Raw genomic sequence first — 24,922 nt, forward strand, 5'->3', positions numbered from 1 at the left:
AAAGACAGCAGCCAGCGGACACGACCAGCCCACGTCACAGCTTCACAAGCCATCACCAAGCCAGACAATCCTCCGCCCACATACCCCAGCCCGATGTCCAAGCGCGCACCACCGTCCATCCGCCGAACACCCCCCATCCCCCATTTGTCCACCCCCAGCAACTTTTAGTACTATCCCCCACAGAAATTCTATACACGCACAAATGTTCGTATATAGAACACAAAGATTTTTCTGGCCAGCCGCGCACAGAAAGGCACCCTCGGACGAGACAGCGTTCCTCCTGGTCCCCGCGTGCCCGCGTGCAAGCAGCAGCCGCAAGCACCAAGCGAGCCATATGGACACTCCCCTCAGAAATCTCGCCGTCATCGGCGCAGGCGCCATGGGCAGCGGCATTGCCGCGCTGTTCGCCTCGAAGGGACTCAATGTCGTTTTGATCGATCCGGTCGACGGCGCCCTGGACCGAGCCCTCAAGACCATCGAACGGCAGTTGAACGTCTACGCGCCCGGCGAAGTCCAGCAGGTCATCCAGCGCATCCGCATGGAGCAAGACCTCGAAGCCGCCGCCGCCAGCGACCTCGTCATCGAGGCCGTCCCGGAGAACCTGGATCTCAAGCGCGGCATCTTCGCCAAGCTAGACACCCTGTGCCCCGCGCACACGATCTTCGCCACCAACACCTCCGGCCTGTCCATCAACGCCATCGCCAGCGCCGTCCAGCGCCGCGACCGCTTCGTGGGCGCCCACTTCTTCACCCCCGCCGACGTCATTCCGCTCGTCGAGGTCGTCCGCAACGACGACACCTCCGAGGACACCGTTGCCAAAGTCATGGCCACCCTGCGCTTCGGCGGCAAACGCCCCGTGCTCGTGCGGCAGGACATTCCCGGCTTCATCGCCAACCGCATCCAGCATGCGCTTGCGCGCGAAGCCATCTCCCTGCTGGAAAAGGGCGTTGCCAGCGCCGAAGACATCGACGAAGTCGTCAAGTGGAGCCTCGGCATTCGCCTCGCCCTGTCCGGCCCACTGGAACAGCGCGACATGAACGGCATCGACGTTCATTACGCCATCGCCAGCTACCTCTACAAAGACCTCGAGAACCGCACCGAACCGTCCGATCTGCTCAAAAGCAAAGTCGACAGCGGCCACCTCGGCGCCAAGAGCGGCCAGGGCTTTTACACCTGGAGCCCCGAACGCCGCGAACGCGTCCTGCGCGAGAAAAGCGCCGCCCTTGGCGAACTGGCCGCCTGGCTGAACGGCAAGGCCGGCGGCTCCTGAGCCGTTCTCAAACATCCACAAAAAGCGCGGCGGCCAAGACCGACCGCGCCATCGGGCCACGAGCCCACCCACACAAAGAAAAGCAATCGTCCCGCGCGCCCGCATCGTCACCCGATGACGCGCGCCGCCGGACATCAGAGAACCGCCTTACGGAGTTGTTGGAGGCACCATGAATAAATTGGCTTCATTTTTTACCGAGCTGATGCGCAAGTATCTGCCCGATCCCTTTGTCTTTGCGATCGCGCTCACCTTGCTCACCGTGCTGCTGGCCATGGGCATCGAAGGCCAGAGCATCGGCGACGTCACTCGCGCCTGGGGCAAAGGCTTCTGGAGCCTCCTGGCCTTCACCACCCAGATGGCCGTCATCCTGGCCATGGGTTACGTGCTGGCCACCGCGCCGCTGACCGACCGAATGCTCAACCGCATCGTCAGCCACGTCCACAAGCCGCACACCGCCATCATCGTCGCCACCCTCGTCGGCGGCATCGGCAGCTACCTGAACTGGGGCTTTGGCCTGGTCATCGGCGGCATCGTCGCCAAGAAACTGGCCCTGAAGGTCAAGGGCGTGCACTACCCCCTGATCATCGCCGCCGCCTACAGCGGCTTCACCATGTACGGTCTTGGCCTGTCGGCCAGCATCCCCGTGCTCGTCGCCACGCCCGGTCACCCCACCGCCGCGCAGATGGGCACCATCCCCCTGTCCCAAACCATCTTCTCCGTGCCCATGCTGATCACCAGCCTGGTCATCATCATCACCCTGCCGCTGCTCAACGCCTGGCTGCACCCCAAGAAGGGTGAAGCCATCGTCGAAGTCGATCCCAACATCGACCGCGACGCCAACGCGTCCAGCGCCGCCGAAGACATGCTCGAAAAGGGCACGCTCGCCTCCAAGCTCAACAACAGCCGCCTGCTCAGCCTGCTGATCGGCGCGCTCGGCGTGGCCTATGTCGTCTTTCACTTCATGGACGGCGGATCGCTGGACCTGAACCTCATCAACTTCATCATCCTGTTCCTCGGCATCATCCTGCTCGGCACCCCCGCCGCCTACGTCGCCAAGCTGACCGAAGGCATCAAGACCATTTCCGGGATCATCCTGCAGTACCCGTTCTACGCCGGCATCATGGCCATCATGGCCGCCTCGGGTCTGGTCACCTCGATCTCCAAGGTCTTTGTCGACGTCGCCACGCCTGAAACGCTGCCGTTCTGGGGCCTGATCAGCTCGTTCGTCATCAACTTCTTTGCGCCGTCCGCCGGCGGCCACTGGGTCATCCAGGGTCCGTTCATGATCGACGCCGCCAAGGAAATCGGCAGCGCGCTCAACCAGACCACCATGGCCGTCATGCTGGGCAACGCCTGGAACGACCTCGTGCAACCCTTCTGGATCCTGCCCGCGCTCGCCCTGTCCAAGCTCAAGCTGCGCGACGTGATGGGCTATACCGTCATCATGATGTTGTGGGTCGGCGTGATCCACATCACCGCAGTATTGGCGTGGGGCTATCTGACCCATTGAGCCCCCCCGTACGCGCTTGCGCGCGCCCCCAGGGGGCGACACCTGCAGACCGGCGGAGCCGGATCTGGCGGTGTCCCCGATCTGGGGTGGAACTAGGGCTATTGTCAAAGCAGTGTTTTTTTGAACCGAACGGGAATTGATATGACCAAACCCACCGCATATCTCGTCACCGGCGGCAGCGCCGGGATCGGCGCCGCCATCGTCCGCATGCTGCTCGATGCCGGCCACAAGGTCGTCAACATCGACTACAAGCTGCCCGAGAATCCGCCGGCGGGTCTGGTCTCGTATCAGGCCGATCTGACCGATGAAGCGCGCACGCAGGAAGTCGCCCGCGAAGTCACCAGCGCGTTCAACATTGTCGGCCTCGTGAACAACGCCGGCGCCACCCGGCCCGGCACCGCCGACACCGCCACGCTGGCCGACCTGGACTACGTCGTCAATCTGCACCTGCGCACCGCGCTCATCCTGGTGCAGGCCGCGCTGCCCGCCATGCGCGAAGCCGGCTTCGGCCGCATCGTCAACATGTCCTCGCGCGCGGCGCTGGGCAAGCCGGATCGCGTGGTGTATTCGGCCACCAAGGCCGGGTTGGTGGGCCTGACCCGCACGCTGGCCATGGAGCTGGGCGGCGACGGCATCACCGTCAACGCCATCGGCCCCGGCCCCATCGCCACCGACCTCTTCACCAAGAGCAATCCCGCCGGCGCGCCGCAGACCGAGCGCATCATCAACAGCATCGTCGTCAAGCGCCTGGGCACCCCCGAAGACGTCGCACGCGCCGCGATGTTCTTTTTGTCGCCCGACAACGGGTTCGTCACCGGCCAGATGCTGTATGTCTGCGGCGGCACGACGCTTGGCGTCGCGCCCATCTGAACGCGGCCGCCATGTCCCTGCCGACCGACCTCGCCATCCGCCCGCGCCGCCTAGCGGCGCAGCAGCGCGTGGTTGATCTGGTCGGCGGCGCGGCGCAGCGGCGGCAGAAAGGCCTCCAGCATCGCCTCGCGCGAGAACCGGTTGGCATGGCCGCTGACGTTCATCGCGGCAATCACGCGGCCGCTGCGGTCGATGATGGGCACCGCCACCGACTGCAGGCCGGGCTCCAGTTCCTGCGCCACGCACGCGTAGCCATCGGCGCGCACGCCGGCCAGCACGCGCTTGATCTCATCGATGTCGGTAACGGTATCCGCCGTGTAGCGCTGGATCTGGCTCATCGCCAGCACGCGGTCCAGTTCGGCCGGCGGCAGGCCCGCCAGCAGCACGCGGCCCATCGACGTCACCCACGCCGGCAAGCGGCTGCCCACGGCCAGATTGATCGTCATCACCTTATGGGTCGACAGCCGCAGGATGTAGACGATGTCGGCGCCTTCCAGCACCGACACGGAACACGATTCGCGCGTCAGCTCGGCGACTTCTTCCATGTAGGGCAGCGCCAGGTTCCACAGCGGCGTGCCCGACAGATAGGCGTAACCGAGCTCCAGGATGCGCGGCGTCAGCGAGAACTTGCGGTCCTCGACGGTGACGTAGCCCAGGTGCTCCAGCGTCAGCAGAATGCGGCGCGCGCCCGCGCGGGTCAGGCCCGTCACGGCCGCGACTTCGGACAGCGTCATCTGCGAACGGTCGGGGCCGAAGGCCCGGATCACCGACAGGCCGCGCGCGAAGGATTGCACGTAACTGTCGCTGGGTTGCTGGGGATCTTGCTCGGCCATCCGTCTGGTTCCAAGAGTAAAAGGCCCGCCGCCGGCGAGCCCTGCGTTGCCCCTTGCGGGCGACTCCGAACGATGGAGAGTGCGGCGTGCGGGCATGCCTTGACGCCTTCGCAGTCCCCATGAAACGATGTTCTTCAGAAGAACGAAAGTTCGAAAGAAGAACAAATTATGACACGCCACCTATGAGCGAACATCATGATCTCTAAGCTTGTTGCAAGCGCTGCCGCCGCCCTGGCGGACGTCCCCGATGGCGCCACCGTCATGATCGGCGGCTTTGGCACTGCCGGCCAGCCCATGGAACTGATCGACGCCCTGCTTGAACAGGGCGCCAAGGACCTGGTCATCATCAACAACAACGCCGGCAACGGCACCACCGGCCTCGCCGCGCTGCTGGGCGCCAACCGCGTGCGCAAGATCATCTGCTCGTTTCCGCGCCAGGCGGACTCGCAGATCTTCGACGGCCTGTACCGCAGCGGCAAGCTGGAACTGGAACTGGTGCCCCAAGGCAACCTGGCCGAGCGCATCCGCGCCGCCGGCGCCGGCATCGGCGCGTTCTTCACGCCCACCGGCTACGGCACGCCGCTGGCCGACGGCAAGGAAACCCGCGAAATCAACGGCCGCCAGTACGTGCTGGAGTACCCGCTGCATGCCGACTACGCGCTCATCAAGGCCGAACGCGGCGACCGCTGGGGCAACCTGGTCTACCGCAAGACCGCCCGCAACTTCGGCCCCATCATGGCCAGCGCCGCCCGCGTCGCCGTGGCCCAAGTCCGCGAAATCGTCGAACTGGGCGAGCTGGACCCCGAAACCGTCGTGACCCCCGGCATCTTCGTCAAGCGCGTCGTGCAGATCGCAGGCCAAGCGGCCGCCAAGGAGCAGCAATGAGCACCAAACTGACCCGCGACCAGATCGCCGCCCGCGTCGCGCAGGACATTCCCGAAGGCGCCTACGTCAACCTGGGCATTGGCCTGCCCACGCTCGTCGCCAACCACCTGCCGGCCGGCCGCGAAGTCATCCTGCACACCGAAAACGGCATGCTGGGCATGGGCCCGGCGCCCGCCAAGGGCGAGGAAGACTACGACCTCATCAACGCCGGCAAGCAGCCCGTCACCGAACTGCCCGGCTGCTCTTTCTTTCACCATGCCGATTCGTTCGCGATGATGCGCGGCGGCCATCTGGACATCTGCGTGCTGGGCGCCTTTCAGGTCTCGCAGCACGGCGACCTGGCCAATTGGCACACCGGCGCGCCCGACGCCATCCCCGCCGTGGGCGGCGCGATGGATCTGGCCATCGGCGCGAAGGACGTCTTCGTGATGATGGAACTGCAGACCCGCGAAGGCCAGAGCAAGCTGGTCGAGACCTGCACCTATCCGCTGACCGGCGTGCGCTGCGTGTCGCGCGTGTACACCGATGTCGCGGTGTTCGACATCAACAAGGACGGCGTGACCGTCACCGACATCTTCGGCGACATGACCGCCGATGAGCTGCTGCGCCTGACCGGCCTGCCGCTCAAGTTTGCGAACTGAAGTCCCTTAATTGCCGATACACCGCCCCGCCAGCCGGGGCGGCATCATGGAGAGTCCATCATGTTGTTCATGGTTCAAATGCAAGTCAATCTGCCCGTCGACATGCCCGCCGACCGCGCCGACAAACTGAAGGCCGACGAAAAGGCCCTGGCGCAGCAGCTTCAGCGCGACGGCAAATGGAAGAGCCTGTGGCGTGTCGTCGGCCGCTACGCCAACGTCAGCATCTTCGACGTCGAAAGCAACGACGAACTGCATGCGCTGCTGTCGTCCCTGCCGCTGTTCCCGTACATGGATATCGAAGTCACGGCGCTCGCGCGCCATCCCTCGGCGATCTGACAGGAGCCTCGCATGCCCTACATCATCGAAACCTTCGACAAGCCCAACCACCAGGACATGCGCCAGCAGCACCGCGCCAAGCACCTGGAATACCTGGACGCCAACAAGCAGCTCCTGTTGGCGTGCGGCGCCAAGCTGCAGGATGACGGCAAGGATGCCGGCGGCGGCCTGTACATCGTCGACGTCGACACGCGCGAAGCCGCGCAGCAGTTCATCGATGCCGACCCGTTCGCGCAGGCCGACCTGTTCGACCGCGTGACCATCACCCGCTGGCGCAAAGCCTACGTCGACGGCGTCTGCCACCTGTAATCCCCGCGCGGCCGCCGTCAACGCCGCGCGGCCGCGGCTTTCCCGGAAGGAATCCCACATGTCTTATGCCGATCTCAGCCAGGCACGGCTGTTCTACGTCATCGATGGCCCCGCCGACGCGCCGGTGCTCGTGCTCTCCAATTCGCTGGGCACCTGCGCCGACATGTGGGCCCGCCAGATCCCCGAACTGACCCGCCACTTCCGCGTGCTGCGCTACGACACCCGCGGCCACGGCAAGTCCTCGGTCCCCGAAGGCGAGTACAGCTTCGAGCAGCTGGGCAACGACGTCGCCGAACTGCTGGCGCACCTGGACATCAAGCGCGCGCACTTCTGCGGCCTGTCGATGGGCGGCCCGACCGGCCTGTGGCTGGCGCTGGCGCGCCCCGAACTCGTCGGCAAGCTGGTCCTGTGCAACACCGCCGCGCGCATCGGTTCGACGGAAGGCTGGAGCGCCCGCATCGCCGCCGTGGCTGAGCAGACGCTGGAAAAGATGGCCCCCACGCTGGTCGAGCGCTGGCTGACCGACGGCTACCGCGCCGCCGAACCCGGCCTCACGCAGGTCCTGATCGACATGCTGCGCCGCACGCCGGATGCGGGCTACGCGGGCAACTGCGCCGCGCTGCGCGACGCCGACTTCCGCGAACAGGTGTCTTCGATCACCGCGCCCACACTCGTCATCAGCAGCACGCACGACCTGGCCGCCACGCCCGCGCAAGGCCAGGAACTGGCCGCCGCCATTCCCGGCGCGCGCTATGTCGAACTGAACACCTCCCACATCTCGAACTGGGAGCAACCGGAAGCCTTCACCCGCGTGGTCGTCGACTTCCTGACGGGGTGAGCCGCATGCAACGCTGGAAGCACCGGCCCGAAGGCTCCAACTGGGGGGACTTCGGGCCCGACGACCAACTCGGGCGCCTGAACCTCATCACCGAAGAGCAGGTCCTGAAAGGCGCGCGCGAGATCCGCGCCGGCAAGACCTTCTGCCTGTCCCTGCCGCTGGACCTGCCGGGCGGCAACGTGCTCAACCCGCGCCGCCATCCGCCGCAGCTAAGCCCCACGAAGCTCAAGGACACGCCGTACCTGAACTTCCCGCTCAAGAACGTCAATCCGGACGCGCTGGATGTGCTGAGCGACGACCAGGTGCTGCTGTCCATGCAGTACTCGACGCAGTGGGACGCGCTGGCGCACGTGGGCGCGCTGTTTGACGCCGATGGCGACGGCACGCCGGAACTGCGCTACTACAACGGCTTTCAGGCCGGCGTGGACGTCGTGGGCCCCGCCGACGGCGACCACACCGGCTGCGGCTGCAACAGCGGCGGCCCGTCCGCCGCGCTGAAGCTGGGCGTCGAGAACCTGGCGCAAAAGGGCATGCAGGGCCGCGGGGTGCTGGTGGACCTGTTCCGCCATTACGGCCCGGGCCGCACGCTGATCGGCCACGCCGAACTGATGCATGTGCTGGACGCGGACGGCATCGACGTGGAGCCCGGCGACATGCTGGTGCTGCGCACCGGCTACGCCGAAGCCGTGGTCGCCATGAACGGCGCCCCGGACCCCGAGGTGCTGCACACCTACGGCGCCGCGCTGGACGGCACCGACGACGCGCTGCTGCAATGGATCACCGACAGCGGCATCGCCGCCATCTGCGCCGACAACTACGCGGTCGAGGCCTACCCCGCCCGCGAAAAGTCCGGCGCGCGTCCCATGCTGCCGCTGCATCACCACTGCCTGTTCAAGCTGGGCCTGCCGCTGGCCGAACTTTGGTATCTGAAGGAGCTGGCGGATTTCCTGCATGCCAACGGCCGCCACCACTTCATGCTGACCGCGCCCCCGCTGCGCCTGCCGCATGCCATTGGATCGCCGGTCACGCCGATTGCCACGGCGTGACGCGCGTAGCGCCGCTGTCAGCGGGCCAAAGAAAACGCCAGACCTCGTCTGGCGTTTTTGCTTGCAGGGCGGTCAGCCCTTCAGGCAGGTGCTCATGAAAGTCTTGCGGGCCTCACCCGTCAGCTTTTGCTCGCCGGCCTTGGCGTTGCAGTCCTTCATCTTCTGCTGCTGCGGCGTCAGTTGCTTGGCGGGCTCCTCGCCCTTCAGGCAGCTGCTCATGAAGGTCTTGCGGTCGTCGCCTTTCTTGCCCTCGGCGGCCTTGTTGCAGTCCGACATGCGCTGCTGCTGCGGCGTGGGCGTCTTGGCGGTTGTGGGCGCGGCGGGGGTCTGGGCCTGCGCGCCGGCAAAACATGCGGACAACAGGATGGCCGAGGCCAGCTGGGTGGTACGGGAAAGCATGAGTTCCTCCCTTGAGCGCCCCAAACGCATTGGCACGCGCGACGCGGGGCTGCACGGTCCGCCGGCCAAGGCGCCGGCCCGGTCATCATCGGACAATCCCGGCGCCTTCGCAACCTCCGCCGCAACCTGTTACCCATTCATCCATCTGACCCGTTGTATCCCCGGCCGGAAAGGAGTGAGATAGGCAAAACCCGCGCCGCGAGCCCCAGGAGACGCCCATGAAAAAAATCATCCTCGCCTCGATTGCCGTGCTGGCCAGCGCCTGCGCCGCCGCCGCTGGCGCGCAAAGCCTTGCCTACGGCGTCACTTTGGGCAACGTCCAGGCCGTGCGCGACAGCACCCGCAACGTCTCGACCATCACCGGTTTCCTGGCCAACCAGTCCGAACGCCCCGTCAATAGCGTCCTTCTGACCTACGTGCTGTACGACGCCCAGAACCGCGAGGTCGGCCGGGTCAGCGAAGACATCGTGGGCCCCCTCGCCCCCGGCCAGATCAAGGTGGTCAAGGCCATCACGCCGCTTGAATTCGCCCGCGTGACCCCGCTGGACGTGGCGGCCCGCTAAGGCTGCCCAGGGCTTCGACCCGCCGCAAAAAAACCCTTTCAATATCAGGGTTTAGACAGGTGGCTATCAGCCCAATTATGGGAAAATCCCGACTGCCGACTCGATAAAAGGGGCTTCCACACGAAGCCCCTTCGTGCGTATGCCGGCGCGCCAGCAAGCCTGGCCTCGATATTAGGAACTGAAGATCATGTTTCCCAAAAGACTCTCCGAAGGCTACCAATCCTTCCTTGACGGCCGCTTCCAGACGGAAAGCAGCCGCTACCAAAAGCTGGCCGAAATCGGCCAAAGCCCGGAAATCCTGATCATTGGCTGTTGCGACTCGCGCGTGTCGCCCGAAGCGATCTTCGACGCAGGCCCCGGTGAAATGTTTGTGGTGCGCAACGTGGCCAACCTCGTGCCGCCCTGTGATCCCGACTCGGAATCGTCGTACCACGGCACCAGCGCCGCCATCGAATTTGCGGTCAACGGCCTGAACGTCAAGCACATCGTCGTGCTGGGCCACGCCTCCTGCGGCGGCATCCGCTTCTTCTTCGACGACGCCACGCCGCTCAGCAAGAGCGATTTCATCGGCAAATGGATGTCGCAGATCGAACCCGTCGCCAAGGGCATGTCCCCGGAGACCGGCGACCGCCAGGCAAACCTGAAGCGCCTGGAACTGGCCACCGTCGCGCACAGCCTGAACAACCTGATGACGTTCCCGTCCATCCGCCGCCGCGTCGAAAAGGGCGAACTGGAACTGCACGGCGCCTATTTTGGCGTGGCCACCGGCGTCCTGTTCCTGCGCGATCCGGAATCCGGCGAGTTCAAGCCCTGCCTGGAAACGGGCGTCACGGAATAAGTGGCGCGGGCCTTGCGCCCGCGCCACTGGCTTGCGACAGGCGCGCCGGACCGTTCAAACCCGGTACGCCTGGGCCAGCCGCTCGTAGTTGTTCTTCAGGATGATGCCCGCGTAGTACACGTGTTCGCGCATCAGGTCCTCGGCCCGCGCGCCGTCGCGGGCGATGATGGCGCTCACGATCCGATGATGGTCATCGTGCGAGCGCAGGATGATCCCGTGGTCTTCCCACAGGATGATCCGGTCCGACGCATACGGAATCGCCTGCGCCTGCGTCGCAAACCGCTTCACCCACGGATTGCCCGCCGCCTCAAGAATGCCGTTGTGCAAGGTGATGTTGACCTGCTGGTACGGCAGATGGTCTTCCGGCAGCAACACGCCCTTGGCAAGAATCCGGTCGCCCTCGTCCAGGCAGTTCTTCAGCACCGCGACCGCGTCATTCGACAGGCCGCGCAGCGCCGCCTGCCGGCAGGCCAGGCCCTCCAAGGCGGCTCGCACTTCATACGCCGCCACAATCTCCCCGATGTCGTAAGCCCGCACGGTGTAGCCGCGCTTGGGCAAATGTTCGAGCAGGCCTTCGTTGCCCAACGTGGCGAGCGCCGCGCGTACCGGCGTGCGCGACACGCCCAGTTTTTCGGCCAGCGGGATTTCTTCCAACCGGGCGCCGGGACTGAACTTGCCGTGCAGCACCCAGTCCCGCAGCGTATCGGTGACGTGTTGAGATAGCGTATCCATGCGGCAATTGTATACATGAAGAATACATGCGGCAGTGTGCCCTAGCCCTATCTCAGGGCTTTCCATAGTGCTTCTGTCGTAAATCAAACGTCGTTCAGGGTAAGCCCCTATACCTGCCCCACGGCCATGTATACATAATCGCAAAAAATCAGACTGGCGGCCGATCCAATCCCAAGGATGGACGACACGCCACGGAGGAGACAGCATGACCAATGTATCCAAGCCCGCCACGGCCGGCCCGGGGTCCCGCCTCGCCCTCGTGACCGGCGGCGGCGGCGGCATCGGCGCCACGATCTGCCGGGAACTCGCACAGGCCGGACTGCGCGTGGTGGTGTCGGACGTGGACAGCGACCGTGCGCGCCGGGTGGCCGACGAGCTGGGCGCGCCCCATGCCGCGCATGCCTTTGACGTCAGCGACGAAGCGGCCGTCGACAGCGCATTCGAGCAGATCGAAAGCCAGCACGGCCCGATCGCCGTGCTGGTCAGCGCGGCAGGACTGCTGCTGTTCCAGGAGAACGGCGAGCGGCCGCTCATCAAGGACACGTCGCTCGATATCTGGGAACGCAGCTTTGCCGTGAATGCGCGCGGTGTGTTCCTGTGCGGACGCGCCTACCTGCGCCGGCGCGAAGCCAAGCCGCTGGCGCATGGCCGGGTCGTCACCTTCACGTCGGTCGCCGCGCAACTGGGCGGCTACCGTTCCAGCGCCTCTTACATCGCCGCCAAGTCGGCCGTGCTGGGCCTGACCAAGGCCATGGCGCGCGAGGCCGCCCATCTTGGCATCACGGTCAACGGCATCGCGCCCGGCTTGATCGACACCGACATGCTGCGCAGCACCGTCACCAGCAGCGGCGCGCTGGCCGCGGCTGCACAGGCCATCCCGCTGGGCCGCATCGGCACCGCCGCGGAAGTGGCCGCGGCCGTGCGGTTCCTTGCCTCGGAAGATGCGGGCTACATCACCGGCAGCGTCATCGACGTGAACGGCGGCTACCGCATGCAGTAAGACTTACCCGGCGGCACCGCCGTCAACGCATCAAAGCGTCATCCACCAAAGACGCGCATCCAAAAAAGAACGGGAGACCAAGCATGAACCAACGTAGTCGCTACGCGGCCGCCGCCGCGCTGTGCGCCCTGGCCTTTTCGGCCGCCGCGCAGGCGCAGCAGGAGCCGGGGATCACGGACAAGACCATCAAGATCGGCGTCTTTGCGCCGCTGTCGGGCAGCGGCATGGCCTACGGCTTTGACGTGCTGAACGCCGCCAAGATGTGGTACGCCAAGGTCAACAAGGAAGGCGGCGTCAACGGCCGCCAGATCGAACTGGTCGTGGAAGACGACCGCTGCAATGCCAACGATCTGGTCGCCGCCGTGAAGAAGCTGAATGAGCAGGACAAGGTCTTCCTGCTGAACGGGGGATCGTGCTCGGCGGCCGTCGTCGCGTCGCGCGAATACATCGAACGCGAAAAAGTGCCGCTGGTCATGCTGAATGCCTCGGGCGACGGCGCGCTTTACCCGCCGTCCAAGTACATCTACGGCGCCTTCTCGATCTCGCAGCACGCCGTGGGCGGCTCGATGGTGCAGTTCGCATCGGAACACCTGAAGGCCAAGAAGATTGGCTACATCAATCATGACGACGCGTACGGCGGCTGGAACCTGGAGGCGGCGCAGTCGCAGGCAAAACAGCTTGGCGACCCGGCGCTGCAGGTGCAGTCGGTCAATCCGAACATCACCGACGTGACCGCGCCCATGCTGAAGATCCGCTCGGGCAATCCCGATGTGCTGCTGCTGACGACCTACGCACGCCCCGCCGCCCTCATCATCAAGAAGGCGCACGAATTGGGCTGGAACAAGCCCATCGTGCTGGCGGTCAATGGCACGGCGGATCTCAAGCAGCTCGTGGAGAACGTGGGCAACAAGGATGCGTTCAAAAACGTGTACATCCAGGACGTGCTGGCCGATCTGCCGGGCGGGCCGAAGCTGACGTGGGTGTACGACATGTACAAGCAGTCGTATCCCGACCTGGCGGCCAAGCCCGGGCACCCGCAGTCCTACATGCCTTACGGCATTCCGCCCGCCATGGCGGTCGTGAACGCGCTGAAGGCCGCCGGCCCGCAGCCCACGCGCGAGAAGGTGCTGCAGGCGCTGGAAACCATGAAGTTCGACTCGGGCGTCATGGCAGGCCCCATCGAGTTCGGCCCGGGTGACCGCGCCGCGCAGGAGGCCGCCATCTACATCAAGTTCGATGGAACGAACATGACGCTCGTGCCTGGCGCCTTCAAGAGCACCTGGCAATACCAGAAGTAAACCCGCGGCCCGTCGGGGGCCACGCCCGCGCGATGGCGCAGCATCGCGCGGGCCGCCGGAGAACATCATGAGCTTTGCCGATACCTGGTTGTTCCTGCAGCAGGGGGTGCTGTCGGGGCTGGTGACGGGCAGCGTATACGCGTTGCTGGCCGTCGCCGTCGTCATCATTTTCAAGACCACCGATGTGCCGAATTTCGCCCAGGGCGAGATCTTCATGGTGGGCGGCTACATTGCGCTGTTCCTCATCCTGGTGATGGGATGGCCTTATATGGCGGTCATTCCGGTCACGCTGGCCGCGGTGGCCCTGCTGTCGGGCCTGTTCCAGCGCGTCGTCATGGAACGGGTCATCGCTTCCAAGGGCGTGGGCGTGCAGATGGTCATCGCCACGCTGGGACTGGCGTACGCCCTGAAGGGGCTGGTGCGCACATCGGGCCTGGGCGATACCCCGCGCTCGCTGCCGCCGCTTGCGTCCACGGACGCCGTCATCATCGGCGACGCCGTGCTGACCCGGCTTGACCTGCTGATCTTCGCCGTCGCGGTCATCGTCATGCTGCTGCTGTTCGGGATGTTCGCCTACACGCGCGTTGGCCGGGCCATGCGCGCGGTGGGAATGAATCCGAAGGCAGCGCGGCTGACGGGCGTGAACCTCACCCGCATCCGCATGATGGTGTGGGCGCTGTCAGGCCTGATATCGGCCGTCGCGGCGCTGCTCATCACGCCCAAGATCCTCATCACCCCGGACATCGGCCACATCGCCATCCTGGCGTATGCCGCCGCCATCGTGGGAGGCATCACCAGCCTGCCCGGCGCGGTGGTCGGGGGCTTTGTGATCGGCATTGCCGAGAACCTGGTGGGGCTGTTCATTTCGACCAATGCCATCGTGGTGGCGCCCTTCGTGGCCATCATGGTCGTGCTGCTGGTGCGCCCGCAAGGACTGCTGGGCGGCAAACTGCAGGTGAAGAAAGTATGAGCAACAAGATCGATCGCGTCCTGCTGGCGCTCATGGCCGTCGTGCTGGTGGCGCTGCCCTTCATGGCTAGCGGCTATGTCGTCTACGTCGTCAACCTGCTGATGGTGTTCGTCGTGCTGGCGTTGGGCCTGCACCTGGTCATCGGCGAAACCGGGCAGTTTGCGCTGTCGCACGCGGCCTTCTATGGCGTGGGCATCTACACCGCCGGGCTCATCAACAACCTGTGGCATCCGCCCTTCTTCGTCTCCATTCTGGCGGGCGGACTGCTGGCCGCGGCGCTGGGCTACGTGATCGGCGCACTCGCGCTGCGCATGCGCGACATCTATCTGGCGCTGTCCACGTTCGCCTTCGGGGAAGCCATGCAATGGGTGTTCCTGAACTGGCAATCGGTCACCAACGGATCCAACGGATTCCGCATCTCGCCCGCCTCGCTCTTCGGGTACGAACTGGTGTCGGACATGAAGGCCTACCCCTTTGTCGTGCTGATAGCCGCGCTGCTGCTGTGGGCCACCGTGGCGTTGTCGCGCTCGCAACTGGGATCGGCCTTCCGGGCCGTGCGCGAGAGCGATGTCGCGGCGCAGGCGATGGGCGTGAACGTCAATGCCATCAAGCGCACCGCGTTCACGCTGTCGGCCGCCTACGCCGGCATCGCCGGCGGCATGTACACGCTCTTCGCGTCGTTCATCCATCCCGAAAGCCTGGGCTTTCAGACCACCATCCTGATCCTGACCATGGTCGTGGTGGGCGGCATCGGCTCGGTACGCGGCGCCATCGCGGGGGCTCTGGCCTTCGGCCTCATTTCCGAACTGCTGCGCCAGGCGCTGTCGTTCCAGGAAATCATCTACGGCGTCATTCTGATGGGCTTCATGATGTTCGCGCCCAAGGGCCTGTTTGCGGGCCGCGCAGCGCGGCGCGCGCCCCCGCCGGCAGCGCCTTTGCCCGCGGCCTCGCGCGCGGCGGCCACCGCCTCCAAATCCCCGCAAAGGAGCGCAGCATGAGCACCCATCCTTATCTGGACGTGCAGGGACTGACGGTGAAATTCGGCGGCCTGACGGCGATCAACGGGCTGTCCATGCAAGTGGAACGCGGCCGCATTCACGCGTTGATCGGTCCAAACGGCGCCGGCAAGTCGACGACGTTCAATTGCATATCGCGTTATTACCGCCCCACGAGCGGCAGCATCACCTTCGATGGCGCCGACATCACGGGCAAGAAGCCACACGAAATGGCGGCGCTGGGCGTGGCGCGCACATTCCAGAACCTGGAACTCTTCGGCGCGCTCAGCGTGCGGGAGAACGCGCTGCTGGGGACGTACGCGCACGGCGCGAATGGCCCGCGCAAGCTGTTGCGCCCGGCGGCGGCCGAGGCCCGCGAGCGGGTGGAGCATCTGCTCGAGCGCGTCGGCCTCGCAGACTTCCTGGACACCCCCGCCTGCAGTCTGGACTTCGGACGCCAGAAGATGCTGGAGCTGGCGCGCGCGCTGGCCATTTCTCCGCGCCTGCTGTTGCTGGACGAACCGGCGGCGGGCCTGCGCAACCGCGAGATCGAGACGCTGGATCGCCTGTTGACCGAATTGTGCGAGCGGGACGGCATCACGGTATTGCTGGTGGAACACGTGATGCAACTGGTGATGTCCATATCGGATCGCATCACCGTCATGTCGTTTGGCGAAAAGATCGCCGAGGGCACGCCCGCCGAGGTGCGCAACAACCCCCGTGTCATCGAGGCCTATCTGGGCAAGGGAGCAGCCGGTGGCTGAGATTCTGCTGGAAGTCGATGCGGTGTCGGCCGCCTACGGCAACATCCGCGCATTGCAGGACGTGTCGCTGAAGGTGCCGCAAGGCGCCATCGTGGCGCTGCTGGGCGCCAATGGCGCGGGCAAGTCGACCACGTTGAACGTGATTTCGCGTCTGGTCTCGTCCACGGCGGGAACCGTGCGTTTCGCGGGCGAACCCATCCATCGCCTGTCCGCCGATGCGGTCGTGGGACGCGGCATCGTGCAGGTGCCGGAAGGCCGCGAGATCTTCCGCGAAATGAGCGTGCGCGAAAACCTGGAAATGGGCGCCTACCTGCGCCGGGACCGCAACGCTGTCCGGCAGGACATGGACATGGTGTGCGACACCTTTCCGCGCCTGCGAGAACGCTTCGAGCAAAAGGCCGCCACACTTTCTGGCGGCGAGCAGCAGATGCTGGCGACCGGCCGCGCCATGATGGCGCGGCCACGCATGATCCTGATGGACGAACCGTCCATGGGATTGTCGCCGCTTGTGGTCGAGCAGATCTTCGACATCATCCTGCGGCTGAACCGCGAACAGGGCATCACGATTCTGCTGGTCGAACAGAACGTCAAACTCGCGCTGTTGGTGTCCAGTCACGCCTACATCCTGGAGAACGGCGAGATCGCGCTGGACGGGCAATCCGCCGCGCTCGCCAGCGACGAAGGCGTGCAGCGTGCCTATCTGGGCGCGTAGGCGCCGCAAGGAAAAAGCCATGATCTCAATGCAAGACAAGCGCGTCCTGGTGACGGGCGCCGGGCGCGGCCTGGGCGCCGCCATCGCACAGGGATTTTCCCGGCAAGGCGCCCGCGTGATCGTGACCGACGTGGACGCGGCCCTTGCCGCCGCGACGGCGCAGGCCATCGTCGCGGCCGGCGGCCATGCCGCGCATGCCGAACTGGACGTGACCCAAGAGCAGGCGGTGCGCGCATTTGCTGCCGACTGCGCGGCGCGTCACGGTCCGCTGGACATCCTCGTCAACAACGCCGGCATTTCGGCGCGCGCGCCGTTCGACGATCCGCGTACCCCCGAGATCTGGGACCGCGTGATGCGTGTGAACCTGCAAGGCACGTTCAACGTCACGCATGCCTTCGTGGAACAGCTCAAGGCCTCGCGCGGCGCCATCGTCAACCTGTGTTCCATCGTGGCTTACGGCTGCGGCATTTCGACCGCGGGCTACGTCGTATCCAAGGGCGGCGTGCGCTCGTTCACGGAAGTGCTGGCCCGCGACCTGGCGCCCCACGGCGTGCGGGTCAACGCGGTGGCGCCGGGCCTGATGGAAACCGAGATGACCGCCGGCCAGCGCGCCCAGGCCAGCGGCACCGACTGGTACATGGGGCGCGCCCCCATGGCGCGCGCGGGGCGCGCTGACGAGATTGTCGGCCCCATCCTGTTTCTGGCCTCGGACCTGGCCAGCTATGTCAATGGCGTGGTGCTGCCGGTGGACGGCGGCTATCTGGCTGTCTAAGGAGAAATCATGAGTCTGGGAACGGCGTTGGTCACGGGCGGCGCAAGCGGCATGGGCCTGGCGATCGTGGAGCGGCTGGCGCGGGATGGATTTCGCGTCGTGATGGCCGATCGCAACGGGGCGCTGGCGGAGAAGGAATCACGGGCGCTGGCCGACCGGGGACTGGATGTCAGCCACCGCGTCGTGGACCTGGCCGACGAAGCCGCCACGCGCGCGCTGGCGAGCGCATTGCCGCCGCTGGCCGCGCTGGTGAACAACGCTGGCCTCTTTGACGAGCGCACGTTCTTCGACGTGACGAGCGATGATTACCGGCGCGCCTTCGACGTGAACCTGCTGGCGGTCGCCACCCTGACCCAGGAAGCGGCGCGGACCATGCAGCCGGGCGCAAAGATCGTGAACATCGCGTCGCGCGCCTATCTGGGCGCGAAGAACCATCCGCATTACGTGGCCTCGAAGGCGGCGCTGGTTGGCTACACCCGCGCCAGTGCAATGGAACTGGCCGGACGCGGCATCCTGGTCAACGCCATTGCGCCCGGCCTCATCGATACGCCATTGCTGCGCAACCTGACGCCCGAGCGCATGGCCGCGCAACTGGCCTTGCAGCCGACCGGGCGCGCGGGGCGGCCTGAAGACATCGCCAATGCGGTGTCTTTCCTGGCCGCGCCGCACATGGACTTCATCACGGGGCAGGTCATCTTCGTGGACGGCGGCAAGTCGCTGGGCGGATCGGGAGCGTAGGCGGCATGGACCAGATCGCATGGGACAAGGAAGTGGATGCGCTCGTCGTGGGTTCCGGCGCGGGCGGCATGGCCGCGGCGCTGACCGCGCACGAGGAAGGGCTGGACGTGCTGCTGGTCGAAAAGACCGACCGCATCGGCGGATCGACGGCGATCTCCGGCGGCGCGGTGTGGATCCCCCTGAACGCGCAGACTGAAACGGCGGGTCATCCGGACAGCATGGACAGCGTCTGGACCTATCTGGACCAGACGGTGAGCGCGGCGGCCCCCGAACACATGAAGCGGGCCTATCTGGAGGCAGGCCCGCGCATGATGGATTACCTGGTGTCGCGCGGCCTCTTGCAGCTTGCCGCGCGCACCGCCTCGCCGGATTACTACCCTGACCGGCCCGGCGCCGCAATGGGCGGCCGCTCGCTCGACCCGGTCGAATTCGACGGCCGCAAGCTAGGCAGCCGCATGCGGCTCCTGCGCGACCCGCTCAAGGAATTCACCGTGCTCGGCGGCATGATGGTCAACATCACCGACGTGCGGCACCTGCTTGGCGCCACGCGTTCGTTCGCGGCCTGGCGCCACAGCATGAAGCTGGTGTTGCGTTACGCCTCGGACCGCGCGCGCGGGTATCACCGCGGCACTCGGCTGCTGCTGGGCAATGCGCTGGCGGCCCAGTTGTTTCATGGCCTGTTGACCCGCAACATCGACTTCTGGCTGCAAACGCCCGCGCTGTCGCTGCACCGCGACGCCGCGGGGCGCGTGCTGGGCGCCGCCCTGTCGCGGGACGGCAAGACGGTCAACGTACGCGCACGCCGTGGCGTCGTGATGGCGACGGGCGGATTCCCGTGGGATCCGGAACGGCGCGCGCGAACCTACCCGCAGCCGACCGGCGGCTGGTCGATGTCCCCGCGCGGCAATACCGGCGATGGCATCCGGCTGTCGGAACAGGCCGGCGCGGCGTTCGGCAGCGGCCATGCCAGTCCGGCGTTCTGGGCGCCGGTCTCCTTGCTGGATTCCGGCACCGGCACGCCGCTCAATTACCCGCATCTGGTCTGGGACCGCGCCAAGCCCGGCCTGATCGCCGTCAATGGCGCGGGCAACCGGTTCGTCAACGAATCGACCTCGTACCACGAGTTCGTGCAGGCCATGTACCGCAGCAACAAGACCGTGCCCAGCATCCCGGCGTTCCTGGTCTGCGACCAGCGGTTCATCGACACGTGGGGCCTTGGGCTGGCCCTGCCCGGCGGCCGGCCCCGCCAACACCTGATTGACCAGGGCTACCTTTTGCAGGCGTCCACGCTGGCGGCGCTGGCCGGCCGGCTCGGCGTACCCGCCGACGCGCTGCAGGCCACCGTCCAACGCTACAACCGGCACGCCGCGCAAGGGACCGATCCGGATTTCGGCAAGGGCAGCACGGCCTACAACCGCTATCTGGGCGACCCCCAGCACGAGCCGAATCCGTGCCTCGCGCCACTTGGCGATGGGCCTTATTACGCCGTCAAGGTGTACCCGGGCGACATCGGCACCGCCTGCGGCATTGCCGCCAACGCCCATGCGCAGGCGCTGGATGCCGCCGGCGCGCCGATCCCCGGCCTTTACGTGGCGGGCAACGACATGCAGTCCGTGATGGGCGGCGCGTACCCCGCGCCGGGCATCACGCTCGGCCCCGCCTTGACCTTTGGCTGGGTGGCTGGACAGCACCTGGCCCATGCGCAACACTGACGCCTCTCACCGACAGGGAACCCCATGAAAATCTTCTTCTCGCCCGCTTCGCCCTTCGTACGCAAGTGCATGGTCATCGCCCACGAACTCGGCCTGGCCGACCGGATTGAAAAGCTGCCCAGCGCCGCCGGTCCCGTCGCCCGCGACCAGACCATCATCCCGAGCAATCCGCTGGGCCAGGTGCCCACCTTCATCACCGATGAAGGCCAGGCGCTGTTCGACAGCCGCGTTGTCTGCGAATATCTGAACGACCTGGGCGGCGGATCGTTCTTTCCTGCCGGCAAGGCCCGCTGGCCCGTGCTGACCGAGCAGGCAATGGCCGACGGCATGCTGGGCGCGGCGCTGCTGGCGCGCTACGAGACCGTGCTGCGTCCCGAGGCCTTGCGCTGGGATGGCTGGGTCGAGGGCCAGTTGGGCAAGGTGCGCGATGGCCTTGCGCTCATCGAGAAGAACGCCGCGGGCCTCGCAGGCCGCCTGGACATCGGCACCGTCACCATCGGCTGCGCGCTGGGTTACCTCGACTTCCGCTTCCCTGACCTGGACTGGCGCGCCTCGCACCCGGCCACGGCCGCCTGGTACGAGGATTTCAGCCAACGCCCCTCGATGCAGGCCACCAAGCCCTGATCCGACCGCCGGCGTTCTGCGCCGGTAAGTGCCACGGCATCAATGCGACGACACGAACGCGGCTTGCGCGAAGGCTGGTATGGCGAAGCCTTCACGCATGCGCCGCGCCTCTGCCGCCGGCGTCAGGCCAAATAGGCGCTTGAACTCGCGGCTGAACTGGGACGGGCTCGTGTAGCCCACCGCCTGGCTCGCCGTCTCGGCCGTCAGGTCCTGCCGCACCATCAAGAGCCGCGCCTGGTGCAGGCGGGTCGATTTCACGTACTGCATCGGAGACGCCTGCGTCACCGCCTTGAAATGGCTGTGAAAGCTCGGCACGCTCATGCCCGCCTCATTCGCCAGCCTGGTGACATCCAGCGGCTGGGCATACTCCGCATGGATGACACGCAGGGATTTGCCAATACGGCCAAACTGCCCTCGCAGCGATAGTGCTTCCCGCATCGAACTGCCCTGCGGGCCGGTCAGCACGCGGAAATAGAGTTCGCGCAGCAGACCGGCTCCCAGTACTGCGGCTTCCAACGGCTTGGCCATGGCCTCGATGAAGCGCAGCACCGACGCCCGCATCGCTTCATCCATCGGGGTCGACATCATGCTTTGCGGCGCCTGGACAGGCGCCGCCTGCCCGGCGCCGTCGATCTGCGACGCCAGCTCCGCCGCCAACGCAAAGTCCAGGTGCAGGTACAGCGCCAGCAGCGGACGCTCGGGCGTGGCTTCAGTCTCCATGCTGAAAGGAACCGGGACGGAGACGGCCAGGTAGTGCTGCTCGTCATACAGGTAAAGCCGATCGCCGAAGTAACCGCGCTTACTGCCCTGGCAGACGATCACGATCCCGGGGTCATACAGCACAGGCGTGCGCGCCAGCGCGCGGTTGGCGCGCAGCACGCGCACGCTGGGCAACGCCGTCAGGTTGTAGCCCTCATGGGGCGCCAAGCCGCGCAGCAGCTCGGCCATGCGGCTTTCGGCAGGAGCGGGGCCTGTCGCGCCGTCCACGGTTGAGGAAATCGCGTTCATAGTTTTATGCAAGATAAGTAGCGGAATACGGCTTATCCGCGCGTTTTTGCGAGACTACCATGCATTCTCCACTGACTTTGGAGCCGACTCCATGACCTCCCCCAAAACCCTGCTCATCACCGGCGTCAGCAGCGGCTTCGGCCGCGCATTGGCCGAAGAGGCCCTGGCCGCGGGCCATCGCGTGGTGGGAACCGTGCGCAGCGACCCTGCGCGGATCGCCTTCGAGGCCTTGTCCCCAGACGCGGCCATCGGGCGCGTCCTGGACGTCACCGACTTCGACGCCATCGACGGCGTCGTGGCCGATATCGAATCCAGCGCCGGGGCCATCGATGTGCTGATCAACAACGCGGGCTACGGTCACGAAGGCGTGATGGAAGAGTCGCCGCTGTCGGAAATGCGCCGCCAGTTCGACGTGAACGTCTTTGGCGCAGTCGCGATGATGAAAGCCGTCCTGCCCTTCATGCGCCAGCGCCGGCGCGGCCACATCCTGAACATCACGTCCATGGGCGGCCACATCACCATGCCGGGGATCGCGTACTACTGCGGCAGCAAGTTCGCGCTGGAGGGGATTTCCGAAGCCCTGGGCAAGGAAGCGCAGCCGCTGGGCATCGCTGTGACCGCCGTGGCACCCGGATCGTTCCGCACTGACTGGGCGGGCCGATCCATGACACGTACCCCACGCGCCATTGCGGACTACGACGCCATCTTCGATCCCATCCGCAAGGCGCGCGAAGAGAAAAGCGGCCGACAGCTGGGGGACCCGCGCAAGGCGGCGCGCGCCATGCTGGCGGCCATCGCCGCCGATCATCCGCCCGCGCACCTGCTGCTGGGCAGCGATGCGCTCGGGTTGGTCAGGGGCAAGCTGGCCGCCTTGCAGGAGGAATTGGCGGCGTGGGAGACGGTTACGAAATCCACAGATGGATAAAGCCCTGCGCAGAAGGCTTTGCTACAGTGAACTTGCATCTCCCCTGACAGACCAACCCAAAGGTCAATCACGACAAGGAGCGCCCGCATGGCCATTTCAGCGATCTCCGCCATCCCCCACGTCGCCGCGCCTTTCCCGGCGCGCGTCTCAATGCTGGATGAGAACCGCCCCGCCTGGGAAGCCGAACGCGCCGCGCAGAACTTCGCGGCCCGCCAGGCGCAGCGGTCCGCCCAGGCCCAGGCCGCCCGCGAAGCCCAGCGCCTGGAACGCGCCCAGGCCGACAAATTGGCCAGGGCCGAGCAAAACGCCCCGCGCGTCAGAGACAACGCGGACCCCGCGGCCGCACCCCTCGCTCTTGCCGCCCCGGCCATCAACGTCGATGAATTGCGCGACCTGTACGCGGACGCCCGCATGCGGCGCGCGGTCGAAGACTTTGCCGCCCGGCCCGACCCGGCGGCCCAACGCGCCCAGGCCGCGAACGACTGGGGCACCATCGAAGGCCTGGCGCCGCTGCAACCTTATCGTGTCGCCATGGGCAATCCGCAAGTCGAGTTGCAGGCCGCGACTGTCATGAAGACAGCCAGTGCTGTCGTTCCGGCGGTGGCCAACATCGGCCCCACCGAGAACGTGACCGACAACGCGCGCTACCGGCCCGGCGCCGCGCCCTGATTCCCGCGCTGACCCAGGTGTCAGACACCCGAAGGACCCTTGCGCTGACCCAGGTGTCAGACACCCGAAAGAGATGCCCGTCGGTTGGCGACGGCGTCTCGACGGGTGTCTGACACCGCCCCCCCAAGCTGGCCCATGAAAAAAGCCGCCTGAAAAGGCGGCTTTATCATGGCGCGAAGACCAATCAGTGGAAGAATTCCGCGATCATCGTGGCGCCCATGAAGGTGCCGGCGTTGGCGGCCAGCGACACCACCACGATCTTCCAGCCCAGCTTGCGGAAGGCGGGCAGGTCTTTCAGGATCGACAGGCCGGCCATGGCCAGGATGACCGTCGTGAACGGCAGGAAGTTGACCTTGCCGACCATTGCAATGATCTGGTCCGAGTACGGCAGCACGCCAGGGCAACCGGCCGTCATGGCGATCAGCGACAGCACGAACACCGCCGGCAGCTTGGGCACGACGCGCAGGATGAGGTCAGTGATGACGACCAGCAGCACGATGATGCCCATGCCGGGCAGCGCGTCCGCGAACGGCACGTTGTAGCCCAGGCGGTTGCCCACCAACGCAAACAGGCCACAGATGACGTAGGCGGTCAGGCGGTCGCCAAAGCCCATCTTCGTGCCGTGTGCGGGAACGTCTTCCGACACGCTGTTGTCCACCACGGCCTCGCCCTTGCCGCGCGAGAAGCGGCCCAGCACGGGCTCCAGCTTGCCGTACAGGAAGATCGTCGTGGGCAGCGAGATGAAGAGGGTGAAGTACACACCCACCACGGTGGTCAGCAGGTTGGCCGCGGCGGCCAGCGCAGCCACCTGATGCGCCATTTCAGGCGTCTGCTGCGAGGCGATCGCGCCCACGCCGGCGGCCATCATGCTGCCCGAGCCCACGCCTGCGCCCATGGCGAGCGAGCGCGGATCGAAGATGTTCAGGCTGGTGATGAAGCCGGCCATCAGCGCCACGAACAGCGCGCCGATCACGGTGCCGGTGATGTATTCGGCCATGACGCCGCGGCCTTCGGGCGAATTCATGCCGTAGCGCTCGCCGATGATCGCCAGGCTGGGCTCACGGCCCACCGAGAACGTGGCGCCGATCGCTTCGCGCTTGATGCCCAGCAGCAGCGCCAGCGGCAGGCCGATGGCCATGGTGCCGAAGAAGTGGCCGAACTCCTGGAACACCAGCGCCCAGCCGGCCTCGCGCACCTGCGGCAAGGCGCCGCCGACCATCAGGCCCAGCTTGGCCAGGAACGGCAGCAACGCATATTGCAGGTAGCCGCTGATGCGGGTCTGCATGGCCTTGTCGATGCCGATGCCGGACGGCAGCCGCTGACCGAAAGCCGCCACGACCGCGCCGATAAAAATGGCCCACAACATGGGTTGCAGGACGATCTTGCCGGGACCGACCGAGAAGGTCACGCTGCCGATCGCTTCGGAGATGACGACCACCAGCAGGATGGCGGCGAGCATGCGCACGCGCCCCGATAGCGGCATGGAAGGCAGGGCCAGGCTGGCGCTGGCATGAGACATTGTTTTTCCCCTTATGACGAACGGCGCGCAACGGGCGCGCCGGTTCGGACTGCGCAATTTTCGCTCTGCCCGTTAGCGGGCAACCATGACACCCGCCGCCGAGAAACGTTGCGTAAAATGCAACGAATTGCCTTTTCCTGGGAAAT

General features: G+C 66.0%; 28 protein-coding genes. 23 read left to right on the forward strand and 5 right to left on the reverse strand.

Annotation, left to right across the window (positions count from 1 at the left end):
- Nucleotides 1-334 precede the first annotated feature (334 nt).
- The 3 genes from ASD87_RS08315 (at nucleotide 335) to ASD87_RS08325 (ending at nucleotide 3,650) form a co-directional block, all read left to right on the forward strand.
- Entirely contained in the window at nucleotides 335-1,270 is a 936-nt protein-coding gene (locus tag ASD87_RS08315; protein ID WP_056319813.1) for a 3-hydroxyacyl-CoA dehydrogenase family protein, read from the forward strand.
- Nucleotides 1,271-1,439: 169 nt separating this feature from the next.
- Complete coding sequence (locus ASD87_RS08320; RefSeq protein ID WP_056319815.1) at nucleotides 1,440-2,780, forward strand: short-chain fatty acid transporter; 1,341 nt, start codon at nucleotides 1,440-1,442, stop codon at nucleotides 2,778-2,780.
- A gap of 141 nt (nucleotides 2,781-2,921) precedes the next feature.
- Nucleotides 2,922-3,650, forward strand: a complete 729-nt coding sequence (locus ASD87_RS08325) for an SDR family NAD(P)-dependent oxidoreductase (protein ID WP_056319817.1) — start codon at nucleotides 2,922-2,924, stop codon at nucleotides 3,648-3,650.
- Between the two features lie 50 nt (nucleotides 3,651-3,700).
- Here ASD87_RS08325 and ASD87_RS08330 read toward each other — a convergent pair whose 3' ends face one another.
- A complete protein-coding gene (locus tag ASD87_RS08330; RefSeq protein WP_056319820.1) occupies nucleotides 3,701-4,483 on the reverse strand; it encodes an IclR family transcriptional regulator in 783 nt (260 codons plus the stop codon).
- Nucleotides 4,484-4,678: 195 nt separating this feature from the next.
- Here ASD87_RS08330 and ASD87_RS08335 point away from each other — a divergent pair, with 195 nt between their 5' ends.
- Genes ASD87_RS08335 through ASD87_RS08360 form a run of 6 tightly spaced genes read left to right on the forward strand, consistent with a single transcriptional unit; the run spans nucleotide 4,679 to nucleotide 8,538 of the window.
- Complete coding sequence (locus tag ASD87_RS08335) at nucleotides 4,679-5,368, forward strand: 3-oxoacid CoA-transferase subunit A (RefSeq protein WP_056319823.1); 690 nt, start codon at nucleotides 4,679-4,681, stop codon at nucleotides 5,366-5,368.
- Nucleotides 5,365-6,009 carry a 3-oxoacid CoA-transferase subunit B gene (locus tag ASD87_RS08340; RefSeq protein ID WP_056319825.1) on the forward strand — a complete coding sequence of 215 codons (645 nt, stop codon included), beginning with the start codon at nucleotides 5,365-5,367 and terminating at the stop codon, nucleotides 6,007-6,009. The genes ASD87_RS08335 and ASD87_RS08340 overlap by 4 nt, the downstream gene beginning before the upstream one ends.
- Before the next feature lie 60 nt (nucleotides 6,010-6,069).
- Nucleotides 6,070-6,345 carry a muconolactone Delta-isomerase gene (gene catC, locus ASD87_RS08345; protein WP_056319828.1) on the forward strand — a complete coding sequence of 92 codons (276 nt, stop codon included), beginning with the start codon at nucleotides 6,070-6,072 and terminating at the stop codon, nucleotides 6,343-6,345.
- Between the two features lie 12 nt (nucleotides 6,346-6,357).
- Nucleotides 6,358-6,654 carry a YciI family protein gene (locus tag ASD87_RS08350; RefSeq protein ID WP_056319830.1) on the forward strand — a complete coding sequence of 99 codons (297 nt, stop codon included), beginning with the start codon at nucleotides 6,358-6,360 and terminating at the stop codon, nucleotides 6,652-6,654.
- Between the two features lie 58 nt (nucleotides 6,655-6,712).
- Nucleotides 6,713-7,492 (forward strand): 3-oxoadipate enol-lactonase, encoded by a 780-nt coding sequence (pcaD, locus tag ASD87_RS08355; protein ID WP_056319832.1) that lies wholly within the window; start codon nucleotides 6,713-6,715, stop codon nucleotides 7,490-7,492.
- Nucleotides 7,493-7,497: 5 nt separating this feature from the next.
- On the forward strand, nucleotides 7,498-8,538 hold the full coding sequence (locus ASD87_RS08360; RefSeq protein ID WP_056319833.1) for a cyclase family protein: 1,041 nt from the start codon (nucleotides 7,498-7,500) through the stop codon (nucleotides 8,536-8,538).
- 72 nt (nucleotides 8,539-8,610) lie between these two features.
- Here the strand turns inward: ASD87_RS08360 and ASD87_RS08365 are convergent, their stop codons facing one another.
- Nucleotides 8,611-8,937: a PsiF family protein gene (locus ASD87_RS08365; RefSeq protein WP_056319837.1), complete on the reverse strand. Its 327-nt coding sequence runs from the start codon at nucleotides 8,935-8,937 to the stop codon at nucleotides 8,611-8,613.
- Between the two features lie 218 nt (nucleotides 8,938-9,155).
- Here ASD87_RS08365 and ASD87_RS08370 point away from each other — a divergent pair, with 218 nt between their 5' ends.
- Nucleotides 9,156-9,500, forward strand: coding sequence for an FxLYD domain-containing protein (locus ASD87_RS08370; protein WP_056319838.1), 345 nt, complete (start codon nucleotides 9,156-9,158; stop codon nucleotides 9,498-9,500).
- Nucleotides 9,501-9,687: 187 nt separating this feature from the next.
- Complete coding sequence (locus ASD87_RS08375) at nucleotides 9,688-10,338, forward strand: carbonic anhydrase (protein ID WP_056319841.1); 651 nt, start codon at nucleotides 9,688-9,690, stop codon at nucleotides 10,336-10,338.
- A gap of 54 nt (nucleotides 10,339-10,392) precedes the next feature.
- Here the strand turns inward: ASD87_RS08375 and ASD87_RS08380 are convergent, their stop codons facing one another.
- Nucleotides 10,393-11,070, reverse strand: coding sequence for a GntR family transcriptional regulator (locus tag ASD87_RS08380; protein WP_056319843.1), 678 nt, complete (start codon nucleotides 11,068-11,070; stop codon nucleotides 10,393-10,395).
- Nucleotides 11,071-11,275: 205 nt separating this feature from the next.
- Here ASD87_RS08380 and ASD87_RS08385 point away from each other — a divergent pair, with 205 nt between their 5' ends.
- The 10 genes from ASD87_RS08385 to ASD87_RS08430 all read left to right on the forward strand — a co-directional run bounded on the left by ASD87_RS08385 (nucleotide 11,276) and on the right by ASD87_RS08430 (nucleotide 20,655).
- On the forward strand, nucleotides 11,276-12,070 hold the full coding sequence (locus ASD87_RS08385; protein WP_056319846.1) for an SDR family NAD(P)-dependent oxidoreductase: 795 nt from the start codon (nucleotides 11,276-11,278) through the stop codon (nucleotides 12,068-12,070).
- Nucleotides 12,071-12,153: 83 nt separating this feature from the next.
- Nucleotides 12,154-13,368, forward strand: a complete 1,215-nt coding sequence (locus tag ASD87_RS08390; protein WP_056319848.1) for an ABC transporter substrate-binding protein — start codon at nucleotides 12,154-12,156, stop codon at nucleotides 13,366-13,368.
- 67 nt (nucleotides 13,369-13,435) lie between these two features.
- The gene (locus tag ASD87_RS08395) at nucleotides 13,436-14,338 is read left to right on the forward strand and encodes a branched-chain amino acid ABC transporter permease (RefSeq protein ID WP_056319850.1); all 903 of its coding nucleotides are present in this window, start codon (nucleotides 13,436-13,438) and stop codon (nucleotides 14,336-14,338) included.
- The gene (locus ASD87_RS08400) at nucleotides 14,335-15,336 is read left to right on the forward strand and encodes a branched-chain amino acid ABC transporter permease (protein ID WP_056319852.1); all 1,002 of its coding nucleotides are present in this window, start codon (nucleotides 14,335-14,337) and stop codon (nucleotides 15,334-15,336) included. Before ASD87_RS08395 ends, ASD87_RS08400 begins: the two co-directional genes overlap by 4 nt.
- Entirely contained in the window at nucleotides 15,333-16,097 is a 765-nt protein-coding gene (locus ASD87_RS08405; RefSeq protein ID WP_056319854.1) for an ABC transporter ATP-binding protein, read from the forward strand. The genes ASD87_RS08400 and ASD87_RS08405 overlap by 4 nt, the downstream gene beginning before the upstream one ends.
- Nucleotides 16,090-16,809, forward strand: coding sequence for an ABC transporter ATP-binding protein (locus ASD87_RS08410; RefSeq protein ID WP_056319856.1), 720 nt, complete (start codon nucleotides 16,090-16,092; stop codon nucleotides 16,807-16,809). The genes ASD87_RS08405 and ASD87_RS08410 overlap by 8 nt, the downstream gene beginning before the upstream one ends.
- A 19-nt stretch (nucleotides 16,810-16,828) precedes the next feature.
- Nucleotides 16,829-17,581, forward strand: coding sequence for an SDR family NAD(P)-dependent oxidoreductase (locus ASD87_RS08415; protein ID WP_056319858.1), 753 nt, complete (start codon nucleotides 16,829-16,831; stop codon nucleotides 17,579-17,581).
- A 9-nt stretch (nucleotides 17,582-17,590) separates the two neighbouring features.
- Nucleotides 17,591-18,319, forward strand: coding sequence for an SDR family NAD(P)-dependent oxidoreductase (locus tag ASD87_RS08420; RefSeq protein WP_056319860.1), 729 nt, complete (start codon nucleotides 17,591-17,593; stop codon nucleotides 18,317-18,319).
- 5 nt (nucleotides 18,320-18,324) lie between these two features.
- Nucleotides 18,325-20,031, forward strand: a complete 1,707-nt coding sequence (locus ASD87_RS08425; RefSeq protein ID WP_056319862.1) for an FAD-dependent oxidoreductase — start codon at nucleotides 18,325-18,327, stop codon at nucleotides 20,029-20,031.
- Nucleotides 20,032-20,055: 24 nt separating this feature from the next.
- Nucleotides 20,056-20,655, forward strand: a complete 600-nt coding sequence (locus tag ASD87_RS08430; protein WP_056319865.1) for a glutathione S-transferase — start codon at nucleotides 20,056-20,058, stop codon at nucleotides 20,653-20,655.
- A 39-nt stretch (nucleotides 20,656-20,694) separates the two neighbouring features.
- On the opposite strand, the gene ASD87_RS08435 is transcribed toward ASD87_RS08430, so the two are convergent.
- On the reverse strand, nucleotides 20,695-21,603 hold the full coding sequence (locus ASD87_RS08435; protein ID WP_156403403.1) for an AraC family transcriptional regulator: 909 nt from the start codon (nucleotides 21,601-21,603) through the stop codon (nucleotides 20,695-20,697).
- 151 nt (nucleotides 21,604-21,754) lie between these two features.
- Here ASD87_RS08435 and ASD87_RS08440 point away from each other — a divergent pair, with 151 nt between their 5' ends.
- Together ASD87_RS08440 and ASD87_RS08445 are read left to right on the forward strand one after the other, a co-directional pair.
- A complete protein-coding gene (locus ASD87_RS08440) occupies nucleotides 21,755-22,588 on the forward strand; it encodes an oxidoreductase (RefSeq protein WP_056319869.1) in 834 nt (277 codons plus the stop codon).
- A gap of 87 nt (nucleotides 22,589-22,675) precedes the next feature.
- On the forward strand, nucleotides 22,676-23,257 hold the full coding sequence (locus ASD87_RS08445) for a hypothetical protein (protein WP_056319871.1): 582 nt from the start codon (nucleotides 22,676-22,678) through the stop codon (nucleotides 23,255-23,257).
- Between the two features lie 184 nt (nucleotides 23,258-23,441).
- Here the strand turns inward: ASD87_RS08445 and ASD87_RS08450 are convergent, their stop codons facing one another.
- The gene (locus tag ASD87_RS08450) at nucleotides 23,442-24,776 is read right to left on the reverse strand and encodes a DUF3100 domain-containing protein (protein WP_056319873.1); all 1,335 of its coding nucleotides are present in this window, start codon (nucleotides 24,774-24,776) and stop codon (nucleotides 23,442-23,444) included.
- Nucleotides 24,777-24,922: the final 146 nt, after the last annotated feature.

The organism is Achromobacter sp. Root170 (assembly GCF_001428165.1).
GTDB classification, from domain to species: domain Bacteria; phylum Pseudomonadota; class Gammaproteobacteria; order Burkholderiales; family Burkholderiaceae_B; genus Achromobacter; species Achromobacter mucicolens.